The sequence below is a fragment of the Xanthomonas graminis pv. graminis genome (assembly GCF_030168915.1).
Taxonomy (GTDB): Bacteria; Pseudomonadota; Gammaproteobacteria; order Xanthomonadales; family Xanthomonadaceae; genus Xanthomonas_A; species Xanthomonas_A translucens.
This window is the reverse complement of the sequence record NZ_CP076255.1, coordinates 2,196,665-2,214,205: the sequence shown is the minus strand read 5'-3', so window position 1 is coordinate 2,214,205 and position 17,541 is coordinate 2,196,665. Positions and strand designations below refer to the sequence as shown.

Genomic DNA, 17,541 nt, shown 5'->3' with positions numbered 1-17,541 from the left:
GCCTGGCGCGCGCCCGTCGCGACACCACCCGGCCGCGGCCCCGCGCCGCGCCAGCGGCGATGTCCCACGGCACCGCCAGACGGCAACTGCCAATCCTGCCGCACTTTCCCGATGCGCCGCTAAAGCTTCCCGCGTATTGGCCGTTATCTGCCCTAGAACCATTCCGTGCGGAGCAATGATGAGCACAGTCACCCTTGGCGAAGATCTCGGTATCGAGACCAGCGCCGACCTGAAACAACGGCTGACGCCGTTCCTGGCGTCAGACGACGAGCTGCAGTTGGACGCCGGCGAGGTCCGCCGCATCCATACCGCATCCGTGCAGGTGCTGTGCGCATTCGTCGACGCCCGTCGGCAGGACGGCAAAAGCACTGTGTTCGCGGCCTGCAACGACACATTCCGCGACGCGGCACGCCTGCTAGGGGTCAGCGCATCGCTGGGCCTTCCTGCAACCCCTGACAACCTGAAATCTGTGGAGAACGCGGCATGAGCGCACGTATCTTGGTGGTGGACGATTCGGCGTCGATGCGCCAGATGGTCTCCTTTGCCCTCACTTCGGCCGGGTTCGCGGTCGAGGAAGCCGAAGACGGCCAGGTCGCCCTCGGCCGCGCCCAGGGCCAGCGCTTCAACGCGGTGGTCACCGACGTCAACATGCCGAACATGGACGGCATCTCGCTGATCCGTGCGCTGCGCCAGCTGCCGGACTACAAGTTCACGCCGATGCTGATGCTGACCACCGAGTCGGCGGCGGACAAGAAGTCCGAAGGCAAGGCCGCCGGCGCCACCGGCTGGCTGGTCAAGCCGTTCAACCCGGAACAACTGATCGCCACCGTCCAGAAAGTCCTGGGCTGATTCCCTCTCCACCCTTTTCCGGATTCCCCGCCCATGAGCATGGACCTGCAACGTTTCCACGCGACCTTCTTCGAGGAAAGCCGCGAAGGGCTGGACGCGATGGAAGCCGGATTGCTGTCGCTGGAAGAAGGCAACCGCGATCCCGAAGTGATCAACTCGGTGTTCCGCGCCGCGCACTCGATCAAGGGTGGCGCCGCCACCTTCGGCTTCGAGGCGATGGCCGGCCTGACCCACGTGCTGGAGACGCTGCTCGACGAGCTGCGCTCAGGCAAGCGCGACGTGGAAGCGCACGCGATCGACGCGATCCTGGGTTCGGTGGACGTGCTGCGCGCCTTGCTGCGCGAAGCCGAGCACGGCACCCCGGCCGATCCGGTCGCGGTCAAGGCCGTGCACGACCGCCTGCAGCAAGCCCTCAACGGCAACGCCGCCGCCGCGCCCGTGGCGACCCCGGCCGCCAACCAGCCGGCCGAACCGGAAGCCTGGCAGATCGGCTTCACCCCGGCGCCGTCGCTGTTCATGAGCGGCAACGACCCGCTGCGCATCATCCGCGAACTCGAACACCTCGGCCCGCTGCAGGTCGCCTGCCGCACCGCGCGCATGCCCGGCTTCAGCGACCTCGACCCGCTCGAAGCCTATCTGGCCTGGGACCTGGGCCTGGTCGGCAAGATCCCGCGCAGCGCGATCGAAGACACCTTCGCCTGGGTGATCGACGATTGCGAACTGGACATCCGCGCGGTGCCGCCGCCGAGCCTGGCCAACGCGCCCGCCCCGACCCTGGCGCAGCCGCCGGCCAGCGCCACCGCCGCGCCGGCCGCCGCCGTCGCCGCCAATGCACCGGCCGGCAACGCTGCCGCCGCGCACGAAGCGGAAAGCTCGATCCGGGTCAGCGTCGACAAGGTCGATGCGCTGATCAACCTGGTCGGCGAACTGGTCATCACCCAGGCCATGCTCAAGCAGGTCTCCGGCGACCTCGACCCAGCCCACGCCGAACGCCTGTTCGCCGGCCTGGACCTGCTCGAACGCAACACCCGCGACCTGCAGGAAGCGGTGATCGGCGTGCGCATGCTGCCGGTGGACGCAGTGTTCCGCCGCTTCCCGCGCCTGGTCCGCGACCTGTCCAGCCGCCTCGGCAAGCAGGTGCGGCTGCGCACCATCGGCGAAGGCACCGAACTGGACAAGGGCCTGATCGAGAAGATCGCCGATCCGCTGGTGCACCTGGTGCGCAATTCGATCGACCACGGCCTGGAAATGCCCGAAGCGCGCCGCGCCGCCGGCAAGGACGAGACCGGCACCATCACCCTGGCCGCCTCGCACCAGGGCGGGCACATCGTCATCGAAGTCAGCGACGACGGCGCCGGCCTCAACCGCGAGCGCATCCTGGCCAAGGCCACCGAGCGCGGCCTGAGCGTGCCGGACAATCCGACCGACGCGCAGGTGTGGGACCTGATCTTCGCCCCCGGCTTCTCCACCGCCGACGCGGTCACCGACCTGTCCGGCCGCGGCGTGGGCATGGACGTGGTCCGCCGCAACATCCAGGGCCTGGGCGGCGAAGTGCAGCTGGAAAGCAACTCCGGCCGCGGCACCCGCGTGCTGATCCGGCTGCCGCTGACCCTGGCGATCCTGGACGGCATGACCGTGTCGGTCGCCGGCGAGACCCTGATCCTGCCGCTGGCCTACGTGCTCGAAGCGCTGCAGCCGCAGCCCGACGACATCCGCAGCATGGCCGGCGAAGGCCGCGTGTTACGGGTCCGCGGCGAATACCTGCCGATCCTGTCGCTCAGTGATTCCTACGGCTACGGCCGTACCGAGCAGGCCGAGCCGCTGGTGGTGGTGGTCGAGGCCGACGGCCAGAAGATCGCGCTGGAAGTGGACGAACTGGTCGGCCAGCAGCAGGTGGTGGTCAAGAACATCGAGAACAACTACCGACGCATCGGCGGCATCTCCGGCGCCACCATCCTCGGCGACGGCCGCGTCGCCCTGATCGTGGACATCGGCGGGCTGGTGCGTTCGCTGAAGGTGCCGCAAGCGGCCTGAGCGCAGCGGCACACGCACCGACGGCGACGCTGGGTCGCGTCGCCGGCTAAAGAAATCGCGGCCGAAGGCGTTGCTTAAGGGACAAGCGGCATCCTGGACGGGCCACAGACATCGTGACGCAAACGGGTCCGTCCAGACCAAATTGAGGTTGGCGTTCGGTTCGGTGCAATGCCGACCACGTCCAGGGCATGATGCCTACTCACGGATGCGCCTGATGCACACCGTGAAGTTCCCGAAGATCAGGTAGGCGAACACGCATTCCCGCCCGATCAGCTTTACCCGCATCGCGCGCGCAACGCACAGGCTGCAGCGGCGATGCAGCAGGCCGCATGCGCCCAGCGCATGCGCCCCGGGAATGCCGGCCGTGTTGTTGCCGCGGAGAAAACGCAGTCCTGACGCCGTCGCTGAAAGCTGAAGTTTCATCTTTCCCGACGCAACGACCGCCACGCCACGGAGCACACAGGCGCCGCCCCGTCTCCGTGGGGATGCGGCCTTGCGTTGCGGTCGTCATCCAATTGCTGCATGGACGCAGCAAACGCAACTGTCACCCTCACGTCAGCCGCTCACCTTGCCCCTGGTCTTACTGGAATTTCGTCATGAATGCACTTCTGCAACGCTACAACGTCGGCCGTCGGCTGACGCTGGCCTTCGGCCTTTTGATCCTGCTGTCCTGCTCGCTCGTCGCTGCCGGCGTCGCCACCATCGCCAAAGCACGCAGCGAGCTCGACGGCATCGTCAACGTCAACATTGAAAAGATCCGGCTATGGAGCGAGATGCTGGATGCCAACAGCAGCATCTCGATCGCGTTGCGCGACCTGTCCATGGCCAAGGATGCCGATGAAATCGCCACCGCCAAACGGACCATCGACAGCGAGCGCCTCCGCTACGACACGAACCGCGATGTCATATTCGCTACCAAAACCGATGCGCAGGGCATGCAGAACCGCGCGCAGGTGTCCAAGCAACGGGAGATCGCCCGCATCGCCAACGATGCGATCATCGCCAGCGCCATGGCAGGGCGCCAGGCCGAGGCGCAAGCGCTGTTGATGGGTTCTGGCGGCGCCGCGATGAACGGCTGGCAAAAAGCGATCCGTAACTGCGTTTCCAGCCAGCGCAAGAAGGCCACCCTGGCCTACGCCAAGGCAACCCAGGCACTGGTCAACGGGCGCAATACACTGATCGCCGGGGGCGTCGGCGTGCTGCTGGTCAGCAGCCTGCTGGCCTGGCTGATCACCCGCAGCCTGACCCAGCCGCTGGAGCGCGCCACCCGCGCCGCCGAGGCGATCGCCAACGGCCACCTGGACAACGACGTCGTCACCCAGGCACGCGACGAACCCGGCCGCCTGCTCAATGCGATGGAGAACATGCAAGGACAGCTGCAGCGCTTCTCCAGCGAAACCGCGCAGATGATCGAACTGCATGCGGACAAGGACATGAGCCACCGCATGCCGCTGGACTTCCCCGGCGTGTACGGCGACCTGAGCAAAGGCATCAACACCATGATGTTCGAGCACCTGGATGCCATCGTCGATGCGATCGCGGTGCTCAACGAATACGCCAACGGCGACCTGCGCCGCGATGCGCGGCGCCTGCCCGGCAGCCGCGCGGTACTGCACCAATCGATGGACGCGGCCAAGACCAGCCTGCTGGCGATCAACACCGAGATCAAGCGCCTGGCCGCCGCAGCCGCCGCCGGCGACTTCAGTGCGCGCGGCGATGCGCAGCACTTCCAGCACGATTTCCAGGCGATGGTGCAAGGCCTCAACGCGATGATGGAAGTCAGCGACCGCAACCTCGGCAAGCTCTCCGCCTTGCTGCAGTCCATCGCCGCCGGCGACCTGACCGCGCGCATGCACGGCGAGTTCCAGGGCGTGTTCGCCCGGATGCGCGACGATGCCAACGCCACCGCCGACCAGTTGACCGGCATCGTCGGCGGCATCCAGACCGCCACGCTCAGCATCAATGCCGCGGCCACCGAGATCGCCACCGGCAACGACGACCTGTCGCGGCGTACCGAGCAGCAGGCCGCCAGCCTGGAAGAGACCGCCGCCTCGATGGAAGAACTGACCTCCACGGTCAAACAGAACGCCGAGCACGCGCGCCAGGCCAACCAGCTGGCGGTCGGCGCCGCCGCGGTCGCCTCGCAGGGCGGCGACGTGGTGAGCCAGGTGGTGAGCACGATGAGCGGCATCGAGACGTCCTCCAAGAAGATCGCCGACATCATCTCGGTCATCGACGGCATCGCCTTCCAGACCAATATCCTGGCCTTGAACGCCGCAGTGGAAGCGGCGCGTGCCGGCGAACAGGGCCGCGGCTTCGCCGTGGTCGCCAGCGAGGTGCGTACCCTCGCCCAGCGCTCGGCCGGTGCGGCCAAGGAGATCAAGAGCCTGATCGACGACTCGGTCACCCGTGTCGCCGAAGGGTCGACGCTGGTGCGCCAGGCCGGCCAGACCATGACCGAGATCATGGCCTCGGTGCAGCGCGTCACCGACATCATGGGCGAGATCTCCGCCGCCTCGCAGGAGCAGTACGCCGGCATCGAGCAGGTCAACCAGACCGTCACCCAGATGGACGAAGCCACCCAGCAGAACGCCGCGCTGGTCGAGGAAGCCACTGCCGCGGCGCGCGCGATGGAAGACCAGGCTGGGCAGCTCAGCGCGGCCGTCGCGATATTCAGACTCGACGGCCACCTGCAGGGCACGGCGGTACCGAGCCGGACAGCGGCCGCGGTGAAGGCGCTACCGAAGCGACCTGCGCCGGCGAGCGGCATGCGCACGCCAGCCGTTCGCGCGATTCACGGCAATCGCACCGCCGCCCACCCTGCGACCAACACGGATTGGCAAACGTTCTGATGGAGTGCCAGCCGGGCGGTTCGCCTGGCTGCACGCTCGGCACCAGCGTCGCATGAACGCCGACGCATCATCGCAAGCCTGTAGCGCGTAGGGAACGCACTCGCCCAAGGTCGGGAGTCGCCCTACACCTAAGGTTCCATACGCCAACCCAGCCTCCGTGCCGCTATTGCATTCAGGCGACGGCACAACAGTTGCAGCACAGCTGGACAGAAACGCAGCGACACAATGAAACAGTCGAATTCTTTCTCCATTTGTTTACCGCCAAGTCTCGCCGCTACAGACATTTCTTCGGCAATGCCGCTCTGCAGGGACGTTGCCCACCGAACCGTTACAGCAACCTTTGGTAATCAAAGAGGTCCACCATGAATTCGTTCCTGCAACGCTACAACGTCGGCCGCCGTCTCGGTGGCGCTTTCGGCCTGCTGATCCTGCTCTCCTGCCTGCTGGTGGCGGCAGGGCTGCTGTCCATGTCGCGTGCCCGCGAGGAGCTCGACAACATCGTCAAAGTCAACGTCGAGAAGGCCCGGATCGGCAACGGCATGCTCGATGCCAACACCAACATACTGGTCGCGCTGGGCACCCTGTCCATGATCACCAGCAAGGAACTCAACCAGCAGGCGCTGGCCGAGATCAAGACGCAGCGCCAGCGCTATGCGGACTTGCGCAAGCAACTGGAGGCATTCCCCGCCGACGAGAAAGGCAAGGCGCTTCGTGCCGGGATCGACGCCGCACGCGCCATCGCCCGCACCATGAACGACGAAGTGATCGCGCTTGCCACCTCCGGCCGCAATGCCGAAGCGCAAACCGCGCTGAGCGAGCGCTCGCGCCCCGCCACCCTCGCCTGGATCGCGAAGATCCGTGACAACGTGGACCTGCAGGACCAGCAATTGCAGACGGCCTATGCGCAGGCGACACACGCAATGGCCCAAGGCCGCAACATGCTGATCGTCGGCGGCATGATAGTGCTGATCGTCAGCAGCCTGCTGGCCTGGGCGATCACTCGCAGTCTGACCCAGCCGTTGAATCGCGCCACCCGTGCCGCCGAAGCCATCGCCGACGGCCGCCTGGACAACGACGTCGTCACCCAGGCACGCGACGAACCCGGCCGCCTGCTCAATGCGATGGAGAACATGCAAGGACAGCTGCAGCGCTTCTCCAGCGAAACCGCGCAGATGATCGAACTGCATGCGGACAAGGACATGAGCCACCGCATGCCGCTGGATTTCCCGGGCGTGTACGGCGACTTGAGCAAGGGCATCAACACCATGATGTTCGAGCACCTGGACGCGATCGTCGATGCGATCGCAGTGCTCAACGAATACGCCAACGGCGACCTGCGCCGCGATGCGCGGCGCCTGCCCGGCAGCCGCGCGGTACTGCACCAATCGATGGACGCGGCCAAGGCCAGCCTGCTGGCGATCAACACCGAGATCAAGCGCCTGGCCGCCGCAGCCGCCGCCGGCGACTTCAGTGCGCGCGGCGATGCGGCGCACTTCCAGCACGATTTCCAGGCGATGGTGCAAGGCCTCAACGCGATGATGGAAGTCAGCGACCGCAACCTCGGCAAGCTCTCCGCCTTGCTGCAGTCCATCGCCGCCGGCGACCTGACCGCGCGCATGCAAGGCGAGTTCCATGGCGTGTTCGCCCGGATGCGCGACGATGCCAACGCCACCGCCGACCAGTTGACCGGCATCGTCGGCGGCATCCAGACCGCCGCGGTCAGCATCAATGCCGCTGCCACCGAGATCGCCGCCGGCAACGACGACCTGTCGCGGCGTACCGAGCAGCAGGCCGCCAGCCTGGAAGAAACCGCCGCCTCGATGGAAGAACTGACCTCCACGGTCAAACAGAACGCCGAGCATGCGCGCCAGGCCAATCAGCTCGCAGTAGGCGCCGCCACGGTCGCCTCGCAGGGCGGCGATGTGGTCAGTCAGGTGGTGAGCACGATGAGCGGCATCGAGACGTCCTCCAAGAAGATCGCCGACATCATCTCGGTCATCGACGGCATCGCCTTCCAGACCAATATCCTGGCCTTGAACGCCGCAGTGGAAGCGGCGCGTGCCGGCGAACAGGGCCGCGGCTTCGCCGTGGTCGCCAGCGAGGTGCGTACACTCGCCCAGCGCTCGGCCGGTGCGGCCAAGGAAATCAAGACCCTGATCGATGACTCGGTGAGCCAGGTGGCCAACGGCTCGGCGCTGGTGCGCCAGGCTGGCCAGACCATGACCGAGATCGTGTCCTCGGTGCAGCGCGTCACCGACATCATGGGCGAGATCTCTGCCGCCTCGCAGGAGCAGTACGCCGGCATCGAGCAGGTCAACCAGACCGTCACCCAGATGGACGAAGCGACCCAGCAGAATGCGGCACTGGTCGAGGAAGCCACCGCCGCGGCGCGCGCGATGGAAGACCAGGCCGGCCAACTCACCGCAGCGGTGGCCGTGTTCAAGATCGAAGCGGCCAAGGCCGCGCCGGCAAACCGGACAGCGGGGCGCAGCCTGCCGGCACAACCAGCGCAGTTGCGTCAGGCATAGACGCAATGGCCTAGGCCACACAACGATGGCGGCGACCAGGAATCCGGTCGCCGCCTGACCCAGCGCACAGCGACACCCGTCGGCCGTGGAATCTCCGCGGCCGATTCACGTTCTGTGACGCAGTTCTAATTGTGGCCGGCTGTGATACGTCGCAGGTGTCTGCCGTGGCACAGACCACAACCTCACCGCGTGGCGTGTCCTAAGTCAAGCAAATTAAAGGCTCAGCATAGAAAACACCCAATAACGATTGATGGAGACTATCTTTTACGGTCGAGAAATCGATTGAACTTGATCGTGGATCGGCCGTTACAGAAAACATGGATGCAGCGATCGGCATCCGCGCTGCCGTCCTGCTGTCATAGCCCGTTTCATCCTCAACTTCGGGATCCATCGATGAAGACCAAGAATCTGCCCATTTCGGCACAACTCGCCATCGGCTTCGGTGCCGTCGTGCTGGTGCTGCTCATCGTTGGCGCGATCAGCCTGCGCAGCCAGTTCCAACTCAACGATGCCATGGCCATCAACGAGCACACCTTCAATGTGCTCGCGACCGGCGAACTGATGCAGGCCAATGCACTGAACGTGGAAACCGGAACCCGCGGCTACCTGCTGACGGGCGACAAGGCGCATCTGCAGCCGTTCGTGTTCGGCCAGGCCGGCTTCGAAAAGAGCTACGCCGAGGCCAAGCGCCTGACCGCGGACAATCCGCGGCAGCAGGCGCGCCTGGTGCAGCTGGACGCCAAATACCAGGAGCTGCTGCAGGTCGAGAAGCAGATCATCGCGCTGCGCGCAGGCGCCAACGGCCAGAACCAGGTGTTGTCCGCGTTCGCCGAAGGCCGCGACCGCAAGGCGATGGGCACGATCCGCTCGCTGCTGAGCGCCTTCGCCGACGAGGAAAGCAGTTTGCTGGTCAAGCGCAGCGAGCAGTTGGCTGTGGTGCGTGCGCAAGGCAAGTGGTCGGTGCTGCTGGGCAGCCTGGTCGCGATCCTGGTCGCAGTGGGCATGGGCATCCTGATCCGGCAGCAGTTGCTCAAGCGCCTGGGCCTGGCGATCGGTGTCGCCGACGCCATCGCCTCGGGCAAGCTGGACAACGCCATCGACACCCAGTCGCGCGATGAGACCGGTCGCTTGCTGGCCAGCATGGGCATCATGCAGACCCAGTTGCGCGCGGTGCTGGCGGCGCAGGCGGAAATGGCGCAGCGCCACGACGCCGGCCAGATCAGCTACCGCATGGACGAGACCGTCTTCCCCGGCGACTACGGGCGCATGGTCCGCGACAGCAACGCACTGGCCGCCTCGCACATCGCGGTGAAGCTGCGCCTGGCGCAGATCATGGGCCGCTATGCGATCGGCGACCTCAGCGAGGACATGGACCGCCTGCCCGGCGAGAAGGCCGCATTGACTGCGACCATGGATACGGTCAAGCAGAACCTGACCGCGATGAACCGCCAGATCGGCCAACTCGCCACGGCCGCAGCGGCCGGCGACTTCAGCGTGCGCGGTGATGCGCAGCGCTTTCAGTACGACTTCCGCGCCATGGTCGACAGCCTCAACCAGCTGATGGCCACCGCCGACGGCAACCTGCAGTCGCTGTCGGCACTGCTGCAGGCCATCGCCGCCGGCGATCTGACCGCGCGCATGCATGGCGACTTCAACGGCGTGTTCGCCAGCATGCGCGACGATGCCAACGCCACCGCCGAGCAGTTGGCCGGCATCGTCGGCCGCATCCACAGCGCTGCGCTCAGCATCAATGCCGCAGCCAGCGAGATCGCCACCGGCAACGACGACCTGTCGCGGCGTACCGAGCAGCAGGCCGCCAGCCTGGAAGAAACCGCCGCCTCGATGGAGGAACTGACCTCCACCGTGAAGCAGAACGCCGAGAACGCGCGCCAGGCCAACCAACTCGCCGCCGGTGCGGCCGCGGTCGCCTCGCAGGGCGGCGAGGTGGTCGGCCAGGTGGTCACCACGATGAGCGGCATCGAGACCTCCTCCAAGAAGATCGCCGACATCATCAGCGTCATCGACGGCATCGCCTTCCAGACCAACATCCTGGCGCTCAATGCTGCGGTGGAAGCGGCGCGTGCCGGCGAACAGGGCCGCGGCTTCGCCGTGGTCGCCAGCGAGGTGCGTACCCTCGCCCAGCGATCGGCCGGCGCGGCCAAGGAGATCAAGCATCTGATCGACGCCTCGGTGAGCCAGGTGTCCACCGGTTCGGCGCTGGTGCGCCAGGCCGGCCAGACCATGGGCGAGATCGTGTCCTCGGTGCAACGGGTGACCGACATCATGGGCGAGATCTCCGCCGCCTCGCAGGAACAATCGGCCGGCATCGAGCAGGTCAATCACACCGTCACCCAGATGGACGAAGCGACCCAGCAGAACGCCGCGCTGGTCGAGGAAGCCACCGCCGCGGCACGCGCGATGGAAGATCAGGCCGGCCAACTCACCGAGACCGTCGCCCTGTTCAAGATCGAGCCGGCCCATGCCGCGCCATCGTCGCGGTCCCGCCCTGCTGCGGCAGGCATGCAGCGGCGCGCGCGCGGCTAGCGGCGATCCAACGCACGCCGCAGCGATACGCCTGCGGACGGCGCCATGCAGGAACCGACCAGCCTTGGCCGCGGAGCGCTTCTGCGGCCAAGGCTGTGTGCGTCGCCACCCGGGCGACGGCGGCCCGGCGGCGAAGGCATGGCCCAAGCGCCCTGCCCCAGGTTTCGGCATCCGATCGGCAATCCTCTAAAGCCAGCGCGTTTCCCGTCGATAACATGAAGAGCCGGTGATTGTCGGCGCAGTGCCCGTCGGGGAGCCCATGCACGATGCCACCATTGCCCAGGCGGATCTTCCGCGACGGTCGTCGCGGTTGCCGATCGGCATGCTGTTGCTCGCTGTGTGGGCTAGCTGGTCGGCCGCCGGCCTGCTCTTGCTTGCCAAGCCGCCGGCCAGCGCCAGCGCCGACGCCATCCGCCGGCAATTGCAGGCCTTCGCCTCCACCACAGCACCGCGCGGCCAGGCGGTGGCGTTCCAGTTGCGCGCGGCCGGATGCGGTTGCGAGGCTGGCGCTGCGGCGTCCACGCCGCCGGGCCTGCGCAGCGTCGATCTGCGCCAGCGGCCGGCGCCGGCGGCACTGCCCTACGCGCTGGTCGTGTTCGACGCCGGCGATCGCCTGGTCTACGCCGGACCTACGCAGATCGAAGGCTGCGGCAAGCCGATTCCCGCCGCGACGCTGATCCCGCGCTTGCTCGCGGCCGGCAATGCCTCACCACTGATCCTTCCCACCCACTGTGCATGCCGATAAGGAACCACCGCATGAGCGCATCGAACACCCAAAGCAGCTTCCTTGTCGGCAACGAACGCTACGTCTACCTGCAGAAGCTGGCGGCGGACGCCGACCGGCTGTTCCTGGCGGTGGCCGCGTTCGTCGGCCTGATCGGCCTGGCCATCGCCTGGCGCCAGGGCGTGTGGACGCCGTGGCTGGCGGTGACCTTGCCGACCCTGATGGTGATCGCGCTGCAGGTGCAGCTGTATCCGGGCACGCTGCTGAGCCGCTGTACCATGGCGCTGGGCTTGATGGTGCTGGCCGCCATGCTGATCCAGCAGGCCGGCGGCATGACCGAAATCCACTTCGGCGTGATCGTGCTGATCGCCTTGTTGCTGTACTACCGCGACTGGCGGCCGATCCTGGTCGCCTCCGCGGCCATCGCCGTGCATCACCTGCTGTTCTTCTGGCTGCAGCATCGCGGCCTGCCGCTGCGCGCGTTCGCCGCCGACGCGGGGATCGGCATCCTGGCCATGCACGCCGGCTATGTGGTGGTCGAGGCCGGCATCCTGATGGCGATGGCCGTGCAGATGCGCAAGCAACTGCTGAACGTGGGCCATGAACCGCGCGAGCTGGCGCTGCTGGCGCGCGCCATCGCCCGCCAGCAACCGCTGCCGGCCTCGATCCGCGGCCTGACCCTGCCGGAAGGCTCGATCGCGCATACCCTGGTGGTGGCCAGCGAGCAATTGCTGAGCAGCCACGCACAGCAAGCGCAGGCGCAGCACGAGAACCTGCGCATCCGCACCGCATTGGAGAACGTCACCGCCAACGTGATGATCGCCGACGCCGAGCGCAACATCGTCTACGTCAACAAGCCGCTGGCACGCATGCTGTCGGCCGCGCAGGACGACCTGCGCCGCGAGCTGCCCGGCTTCGATGCGAACGACCTGCTGGGACGCAACATCGACGTATTCCACAAGCGCCCCGAGCACCAGGCCAAGCTGCTGGCCGCGCTGCAGCACACGCACACCGCGCAGATCCGGGTGGGCGGACGCACCATGCGCCTGATCATCAATCCGGTCATCGGCGATGCGTCCGAGCGCCAGGGCTTCGTCGTGGAGTGGGCCGATCGTACCGACGAGATCCAGGTCGAAGAGGAAGTGACCCAGATCGTGCGCGCGGCCGCCGCCGGCGACCTCGACAGCCGCATCGGCCTGGACGGCAAGCAAGGCTTCTTCCTGCTGCTGACGCAGCAACTCAACACCTTGCTGGACAACAACGCCGACGGCCTGGCGCGCATTTCCCGGCTGCTGTCGGCGTTGTCGCAGGGCGACCTCACCGCGCGCATGGACGGTGATCTGCATGGCGTGTTCGCGCGTATTCGCGACGACGCCAACGCCACCGCGCTGCAACTGGCGACGATCGTGCGCCAGATCCAGGGCGCATCGGATTCGATCAACAACTCGGCCGGCAATATCGCCACCGGCAACGATGACCTGTCACGGCGCACCGAGCAGCAGGCGGCGAGCCTGGAGCAGACCGCTGCCTCGCTGGAGGAGCTGACCTCCACGGTCAAGCAGAACGCCGAGCACGCGCGCCAGGCCAATCAGCTGGCGGTCGGCGCCGCCGCGGTCGCCACCCAGGGCGGCGAAGTGGTCGGCCAGGTGGTGAGCACGATGAGCGGCATCGAGACGTCCTCGAAGAAGATCGCCGACATCATCAGCGTCATCGATGGCATCGCCTTCCAGACCAATATCCTGGCCTTGAACGCTGCGGTGGAAGCCGCGCGCGCCGGCGAACAGGGCCGCGGCTTCGCCGTGGTCGCCAGCGAGGTGCGGACGCTGGCCCAGCGCTCGGCCAATGCCGCCAAGGAGATCAAGGGCCTGATCGACGACTCGGTCGGCCGCGTCGCCGAAGGCTCGGCGCTGGTCGACCGCGCCGGCCGCACCATGCAGGAGATCGTGGCCTCGGTGCAACGCGTGACCGACATCATGGGCGAGATCGCCAGCGCCTCGCAGGAGCAGTCGGCCGGCATCGAGCAGGTCAACCGCACCGTCACCCAGATGGACGAGGCGACCCAGCAGAATGCCGCGCTGGTCGAGCAAGCCACCGCCAGCGCACGCTCCATGGAAAGCCAGGCCGGCGAGCTGGCGCGGGCGGTGGCCTCGTTCACGCTGGTGCAGCGTGCGCCGGCCGGCGCCGCGGGCAACGTCGCCATGTTGCATGCAGGCTACAAAAAAGCCGAACACGGCCGATAGCATCGTGGGACGGGCGCAATACGCCGCCCCGCCCCATCCATCATCCTATTGCCCACCCATGGCCGAAGGCACCAACAGCGACTCAACCGAACCGTCTGCGCATGAGGCGACGGAACAGGACGACCGCTTCCTGCTGACCAACCCGCGCGAGATCCGGCAACTGCTGCGGTCGCTGATCAATCAGCGCTCGCAGATCAGCGCGCATGTGGGCGGCCGCGACCAGTCGTTCTCGACCGCGCTGCTGGAGATGGACGATGACAGCGTGCTGCTGGACCTGAGCGTCAACGAAGCCAACAACCACTCCGCGGAGCAGGCCGAGTACCTGCTGTGCTTCGCGCAGGTGGACAAGGTGCGTCTGCGTTTCCGCATCGTCGGCCTGGAACGGGTCGCGCACGGCGAAGCGCCCGGCTTCCGTGCGCCGCTGCCGGAGTCGCTGTACTACCTGCAGCGCCGCGAGCACTTCCGGTTGGAGACGCCGATCACGGAATCGCCGATGTGCGTGCTGCGGCTGGACGATGCCAGCCCGCCCACCGAACTGGTGCTGCGGGTCATCGACATCAGCGGCGGCGGCCTGGCGGTGGCGCTGTTACCCGGCCAGCCGCTGCCGGAGGAGCGGCAAAGCTATCCGTGCTGCGTCTTGCAGTTGCCCGATGCCGACGCCATCCGGCTGACCCTGCAGGTCTGCAACATGTATCCGCAAAAGCTGGCCAACGGCCAGGACACGCTGCGCGTCGGGCTGCGCTTCGCCGACCTGCCGCGCGGCGCGGACGCGGCGATCCAGCGCTACATCTTCCGCATCGAGCGCCAGCGCAGCGCGCGCAAGAGCGGTGTGCTGTCCTGAACAGCACCTCGACCGCACAAGGCGCCCCTGTAGGAGCAACTGTCTTCTCATCCGATAACCTCACGCCATGGTGTGCGATCTCGTGCCATGGCGTTGAGTCGGATAAGCAGCACGCGCATGCATGCGGTGATGGCGACCTTGGCGGGCTTGCCGCGTGCCCGTAACTGTTGATAACGCTCCTTGAAGGAGGCTTGAGTGCGCACAACGCTCCAACAGGCCATGTACAGCACTCGTCGGATCGTGGCACGCCCGCCGCGGATGCGGCGTTTGCCGCAGTGCTGCCCGCTGTCCACGTTGTAGGGAGCCAGGCCGACCAGGGCCGCGATCTGGCGACGATCCAGCGTCCCCAGTTCGGGCAGATAGGCCATCAGGCTGGCGGTGGTGACCTCGCCGATGCCCGGGACCGTGCCCAGGGCGTGCGCCAGCGCATCGTCGAGCTGGCACCGCACCTGCTTGATCGCCTGGTTCATCCGCTGGATACGGCGGCGCACGTCGCCGATCTGCTCGATCAGGCACGCGCGCACCATGGCCAGGGTCGCCTGATGCAAGCGACGGCGCTCGTCGTCACGTTGCTGGACCAGTTGCTCGCGGCGCTGGACCAGCATGCGCAGTTGCTCACGCAAGGGATCGGGAGCCGGCGCGGGCGCTTGCACCAGGTGAGCCATGCGCGCCAGCAAGGCCGCATCCAGCGGATCGGTCTTGGCGGTTGTGCCCAAGGCCGTGGCGAAAGCGCGTGCCCGGCGCGGATTGATCCGGGTCACCGGGATCCCTGCCGTGGCCAGTGCCGTCATCACCGCCCGTTCGTAGCCGCCGGTGGCCTCCAGCAGCGCGTTGCCGACGCAGTGCCCGGCAAGGTGGTCGCACAGGCGCTGGTGGCCCTGGGCGGTATTGGGAAAGGACAGCAACTGGTCCAGGGGAAGCACGTGGACGGCCAAGGTGTCCTTGGCCACATCGATACCGATCCAAAGAGGCATAAGCGTTAGGTAGACTGGGGGACAGGAGAGAGCCACCTCGTCGCTGCCCACGCTTGTGAAGTTCGAGCGAACGCTCGTTCAACTGTTCGGGCTAGGCAACGAGGTCGATGTGCGGCCGCCCTGGCTCCTACACGTGCTTGAACACTACGGCCTGTCGGCGTGCCGCACATCGCTCTCCACTCAAACTGTAGAGCAATCTCCAGACACAAGCGGCTTCAGCCGCGACCGGGGCGTTACCAGGAAACCCCAGTCGCGGCTGAAGCCGCCCCTATAGGTCACGCCATCTGTATCGCATCCACCAAGCCGGCCGCGGCGGTGACAGGACCGCTAAAGTTCCGCCCCACCACGCCGATCTAGTGCAAGAGCCGCATTTCCCGCTTCCCGCCATCCCTCCGCAATTCCGTGCGCACCAGGAGCACACGATGAACGACAAGAACACCTCTGCCTCCGGTGCCACCGGCGGCGAATTCCTCAGCTTCACCCTCGGCGAAGAACACTACGGCGTCGACATCCTGAAAGTGCAGGAGATCCGTGGCTACGATTCGGTCACCCGGGTCCCGGACGCCCCGGAATACATCAAGGGCGTGATCAACCTGCGCGGCACCATCGTGCCGGTGATCGACCTGCGCCTGAAGCTGCGCCTCAAGGAAGCGCGCTACGACGCCTTCACCGTGATGATCGTGCTCAACGTCGAGGACCGCGTGGTCGGCATCGTCGTGGACAGCGTCTCCGACGTGATCCCCCTGAACGAGGAGCAGATCCGGCCGACGCCCGAATTCGGCGCCGCGGTGGATACCCGCTTCATCTCCGGCATCGGCACCCAGGACGACAAGATGCTGATCCTGCTGGACATCGAGACCCTGCTCGACAGCGCCGACCTCAGCCAGCACGCGCACGTCGACGAAGCCGCCTGAGCGGCCTGAGCCGCGGCCGCGCCGCGGTTGCGCACGCAATTCCCGACCCGCCGTCCATCGGCGGGTTTTTTCCTTCGGCGGATTCAACTCCGATTCGCAACGCTGTTGAGGACCTCCTCGGAGAAGACTTCGAGGGGCGTTTTGAATCCGAGTATCTTGCGCGGACGATTGTAGAGTCGCTGTTCGATCCATCGCAGGTGCGCATCGGTGATGGTGCTGAAATCGATGTGTCGTGGCAAGTACTGGCGCGTCAATCCGTTGGCATTTTCGTTGCTGCCTCGCTGCCATGCGCAGTACGGATCTGCAAAATAGAAGTCGCTCTGCAAGCAGGCGGCAATGAGCCGATGATCGGCGAATTCCTTGCCGTTGTCGGCGGTGAGGGTGTGCACCGTGTGGCCTAGGCCGCCCAGGCGCTGGACGATGGCGTTGCGCACGTTCTCGGCGGTGCCGTCAGGCGAGTAAGCCAGCAGATGCAGGCGACTGCGGCGTTCGGTCATGCTGACCACCACGGCCTTTCCGTGTGAGGCCCGGAGGGTATCCAGCTCCCAGTCGCCGATGCGGCTTCGCTGCTCCACCACGCTGGGGCGCTGTGTCCAGCTGCGCCGATGTGTCAGCTGTCCGCGGCCATCGCGCACGCCCCGCCGACGGCGCTTGCGGCGGCGCTTGCGTAGATGCGTGAACAACTGGCCACCGCGCTTGTGGTCAGCGTAGATGTGCCGATAGATCCATTCGTGACTGGCCAGGCCGGTGCGACCGGCAATCTGTTCCGGGCTGAAGTCCTCGCTCAGCAGGACCTCGATCTGTGCGATGCGCTCAGCGTCGATGCGTGGACGCCGGCTGGCCTGCGTGCGCCGATGCTCGCTGATGCGCTGTGCGTGATCTGGCAGATAGTGCCGAGCGTGCTGATTGCGGCGCAGTTCGCGGCTGATCGTGCTGGGCGCGCGCTCCAACGCATCGGCGATGGCCCGCATCGACATCCCGGTTTCATATAACGCATGCAAACGGTATCGTTCGGCCTGGTCCAGGCGGCTGGATGACATG

13 protein-coding genes are annotated in these 17,541 nt (G+C 66.6%); 10 read left to right on the top strand and 3 right to left on the bottom strand.

Annotation, left to right across the window (positions count from 1 at the left end; translation table 11 throughout):
- The first annotated feature begins 178 nt into the window (after nt 1-178).
- The 3 genes from KHF85_RS09660 to KHF85_RS09650 are packed head-to-tail and all read left to right on the top strand — an operon-like array spanning nt 179 to nt 2,883.
- Nucleotides 179-487 (top strand): STAS domain-containing protein, encoded by a 309-nt coding sequence (locus tag KHF85_RS09660; protein WP_064539680.1) that lies wholly within the window; start codon nt 179-181, stop codon nt 485-487.
- Entirely contained in the window at nt 484-849 is a 366-nt protein-coding gene (locus KHF85_RS09655) for a response regulator (RefSeq protein ID WP_003470902.1), read from the top strand. The genes KHF85_RS09660 and KHF85_RS09655 overlap by 4 nt, the downstream gene beginning before the upstream one ends.
- A gap of 33 nt (nt 850-882) precedes the next feature.
- Nucleotides 883-2,883, top strand: coding sequence for a chemotaxis protein CheA (locus KHF85_RS09650; protein WP_284569394.1), 2,001 nt, complete (start codon nt 883-885; stop codon nt 2,881-2,883).
- Between the two features lie 195 nt (nt 2,884-3,078).
- On the opposite strand, the gene KHF85_RS09645 is transcribed toward KHF85_RS09650, so the two are convergent.
- Nucleotides 3,079-3,306 carry a hypothetical protein gene (locus KHF85_RS09645; RefSeq protein ID WP_139120032.1) on the bottom strand — a complete coding sequence of 76 codons (228 nt, stop codon included), beginning with the start codon at nt 3,304-3,306 and terminating at the stop codon, nt 3,079-3,081.
- Between the two features lie 173 nt (nt 3,307-3,479).
- Here KHF85_RS09645 and KHF85_RS09640 point away from each other — a divergent pair, with 173 nt between their 5' ends.
- The 6 genes from KHF85_RS09640 (at nt 3,480) to KHF85_RS09615 (ending at nt 14,612) form a co-directional block, all read left to right on the top strand.
- Complete coding sequence (locus KHF85_RS09640; RefSeq protein WP_284569393.1) at nt 3,480-5,735, top strand: methyl-accepting chemotaxis protein; 2,256 nt, start codon at nt 3,480-3,482, stop codon at nt 5,733-5,735.
- 362 nt (nt 5,736-6,097) lie between these two features.
- Nucleotides 6,098-8,263 carry a methyl-accepting chemotaxis protein gene (locus tag KHF85_RS09635; protein WP_284569392.1) on the top strand — a complete coding sequence of 722 codons (2,166 nt, stop codon included), beginning with the start codon at nt 6,098-6,100 and terminating at the stop codon, nt 8,261-8,263.
- Between the two features lie 393 nt (nt 8,264-8,656).
- The gene (locus KHF85_RS09630; protein ID WP_284569391.1) at nt 8,657-10,807 is read left to right on the top strand and encodes a methyl-accepting chemotaxis protein; all 2,151 of its coding nucleotides are present in this window, start codon (nt 8,657-8,659) and stop codon (nt 10,805-10,807) included.
- Nucleotides 10,808-11,129: 322 nt separating this feature from the next.
- The gene (locus KHF85_RS09625; RefSeq protein WP_231104259.1) at nt 11,130-11,552 is read left to right on the top strand and encodes a hypothetical protein; all 423 of its coding nucleotides are present in this window, start codon (nt 11,130-11,132) and stop codon (nt 11,550-11,552) included.
- 11 nt (nt 11,553-11,563) lie between these two features.
- Nucleotides 11,564-13,771: a methyl-accepting chemotaxis protein gene (locus tag KHF85_RS09620; protein WP_284569390.1), complete on the top strand. Its 2,208-nt coding sequence runs from the start codon at nt 11,564-11,566 to the stop codon at nt 13,769-13,771.
- Nucleotides 13,772-13,829: 58 nt separating this feature from the next.
- The gene (locus KHF85_RS09615) at nt 13,830-14,612 is read left to right on the top strand and encodes a flagellar brake protein (protein WP_284569389.1); all 783 of its coding nucleotides are present in this window, start codon (nt 13,830-13,832) and stop codon (nt 14,610-14,612) included.
- 47 nt (nt 14,613-14,659) lie between these two features.
- Here the strand turns inward: KHF85_RS09615 and KHF85_RS09610 are convergent, their stop codons facing one another.
- Nucleotides 14,660-15,586, bottom strand: coding sequence for an IS110 family RNA-guided transposase (locus KHF85_RS09610; RefSeq protein ID WP_284566813.1), 927 nt, complete (start codon nt 15,584-15,586; stop codon nt 14,660-14,662).
- 422 nt (nt 15,587-16,008) lie between these two features.
- On the opposite strand from KHF85_RS09610, the gene KHF85_RS09605 reads away from it, so the two are divergent.
- The gene (locus KHF85_RS09605) at nt 16,009-16,500 is read left to right on the top strand and encodes a chemotaxis protein CheW (RefSeq protein ID WP_003467814.1); all 492 of its coding nucleotides are present in this window, start codon (nt 16,009-16,011) and stop codon (nt 16,498-16,500) included.
- Nucleotides 16,501-16,583: 83 nt separating this feature from the next.
- On the opposite strand, the gene KHF85_RS09600 is transcribed toward KHF85_RS09605, so the two are convergent.
- Nucleotides 16,584-17,540 carry an IS30 family transposase gene (locus KHF85_RS09600; RefSeq protein WP_009597007.1) on the bottom strand — a complete coding sequence of 319 codons (957 nt, stop codon included), beginning with the start codon at nt 17,538-17,540 and terminating at the stop codon, nt 16,584-16,586.
- Nucleotide 17,541 lies beyond the last annotated feature (1 nt).